The 2,275-nt window shown below is 54.5% G+C and carries 2 protein-coding genes and 1 pseudogene; all 3 read right to left on the bottom strand.

Going from position 1 to position 2,275, the window contains the following annotated elements:
- Window positions 1-648, bottom strand: a pseudogene (locus H1R82_RS14085) (carbamoyl phosphate synthase small subunit); the annotation flags it as partial.
- Window positions 649-650: 2 nt separating this feature from the next.
- A partial coding sequence (locus tag H1R82_RS14790; protein WP_309544841.1) for a carbamoyl-phosphate synthase domain-containing protein occupies window positions 651-879 on the bottom strand: 229 nt, incomplete at its 3' end.
- A 19-nt stretch (window positions 880-898) separates the two neighbouring features.
- A complete protein-coding gene (gene pyrC, locus H1R82_RS14080) occupies window positions 899-2,191 on the bottom strand; it encodes a dihydroorotase (protein WP_181730808.1) in 1,293 nt (430 codons plus the stop codon).
- Between the last annotated feature and the right edge of the window lie 84 nt (window positions 2,192-2,275).

The raw sequence follows: 2,275 nt of genomic DNA, 5'->3' as shown, positions 1-2,275 counted from the left end.
CCGGCAGGGTTTTGTGCCGGAGCCCTTCGACCGTCCCGTCGTTCAACGCGATGTGCGTGATTTCCAATCCGGTGTTTTTCACCGAGTCGGAAGTGACGGCATAGCCATGATTTTGCGAAGTGATCACGGTCCGTCCGGTTGCCAGCTCCTTCACCGGATGGTTTCCTCCGCGATGCCCGAATTTCATTTTTTCCGTGTCGGCTCCGGCGGCCAGCGCGACCAGCTGATGTCCCATGCAAATGCCAAACAGCGGCATTTTCCCCATCAATTGTCGGATGGTGCGGATTCCCTCCGGCACATCCTTGGGGTTCCCGGGACCGTTGGACAACATCACCCCGTCCGGCCGGAAGCGCAGGATTTCTTCGGCTGAGGTACTGTAGGGAACGGTAATCACCTCGCAATTGCGCTTCACCAACTCCCGCACAATGTTGTGTTTGGCTCCGAAATCCATCAAAACCACCCGTTTCCCTTTATTCGGGGAAATATGAATGCTTTTGGTGCTGACGCGCGCCACTTGGTCCCGCATCAACGGAAACTTCATTTGTTCATTCAATTCCGCCAAACTCTCTTCGCCGGTGGTGATGATTCCCTTCATCGTTCCGTGCATGCGGATTTTGCGGGTCAGCATCCGGGTGTCGATTCCGGAAANNCGTGCGCATAAGGGCGCAGGGATTCGTTATCATCGCGCGAGATCCCGTAGTTGCCGATCAGCGGGTATGTCATAACCACAATTTGCCCGCAATAAGAAGGGTCGGTCAGAATCTCCTGATAACCGGTCATGCTGGTGGTAAACACCACTTCTCCCCTTTTGAACCCTTCTGCCCCGAATGATTCGCCAACCAATAACGTACCGTCTTCCAACAGCAATCTTGCTTTCACGGACGCTCCTCCTTTTCAACTACATCAGACAATCGTCATCTTGCCATGTCACTTTTCCGTCCAAGATGGTCAGAACCGGCCACCCTTTTAATTTCCAACCGGCAAACGGGGTGTTGCGGCCTTTGGAAGCAAAGTTCTTTGGATCAATCACTTTTTCCCGGTCCAGATCAATGACCGTGATATCGGCCGGTCCCCCTTCCACCAGGCGGCCGTAAGGCAACCGGAAAACTTGCGCCGGTTTTAAGGTCATCTTGTCGACCAATTCGTGCAACGTGAGCACACCTTTTATGACCAGATGCGTATAAAGCAGCGGAAATGCCGTTTCCAAACCCACAATGCCAAACGGGGCCTGTTCGATGCCCGCCTGCTTTTCTTCTACCGTATGCGGGGCATGATCCGTTGCAATGAAATCGATTGAACCGTCTTTCAATCCCTCGATCAATGCTTGCCGGTCCTCTTTGGAACGGAGGGGCGGGTTCATTTTCCAATTGGGATCGGGCCCCGGAATATCTTCATCACACAACAGCAGATGGTGCGGCGTCACTTCGGCCGTCACTTTTTGCCCGCGGGCTTTGGCCTCCCGAACCAGCCGGACGGACGCTTGGGTACTGATGTGGCAAACATGGTAATGCGCTCCGGTCTCTTCCGCCAGCAAAATGTCCCGCCCCACATGGATTGCTTCTGCAGACGAAGGGATTCCCGTCAGGCCGTGCTTTTTTGCAAACACGCCTTCATGGACGCATCCGCCTTTGGCAAGCGTGTCATCCTCACAGTGGGCCACCACCGGAAGGTCTTCCGCCACGGCTTTTTTCATCGCTTCTTTCATCATCTTGGCACTTTGCACGCCGACCCCGTCATCGGTGACACCGATCGCCCCGGCTTTCTTCATGCCGGCCATATCGGTCAATTCTTCCCCCCGTTGTCCGACGGTGATGGCACCATAAGGCAAAACCCGGGCCAAACCGGTTTTCTTTGCACGGTCGATGACTTCTTTGATTTTGTCCGGCGAATCGGTGACGGGGTTGGTGTTCGGCATCGGCGCAATCGTTGTGAATCCGCCGCGTGCCGCCGCCCGGCATCCCGACTCGATCGTCTCTTTTTGCTCAAATCCGGGCTCGCGCAAATGAACATGCATATCGATCAAACCGGGGCAAACCAGTTTTCCGTCGGCCCAAATCACCGTCACTTCTTCATCCGGCCGGATCTCCGGGGCAATCGCCCGGATCTTTTGCCCGTCAATCCACAAGTCCCTTTGCACCAATTCTTTGCTTTCCGGATCCAACAAATTCCCGTTTTTCAGCAGGATACTCAACGAAAATCCCCTCCCATCGCTCTTTCCACGGCTGCCATCCGCACCCAAACTCCGTTTTTCATTTGTTCGAAAATTTTCGAACGT

Source organism: Thermoactinomyces intermedius, from assembly GCF_013912365.1.
In the GTDB taxonomy this organism is placed as follows: domain Bacteria; phylum Bacillota; class Bacilli; order Thermoactinomycetales; family Thermoactinomycetaceae; genus Thermoactinomyces; species Thermoactinomyces intermedius.
The sequence above is the reverse complement of the archived record's forward strand: the minus strand, read 5'-3'. Positions and strand labels throughout refer to the sequence as shown.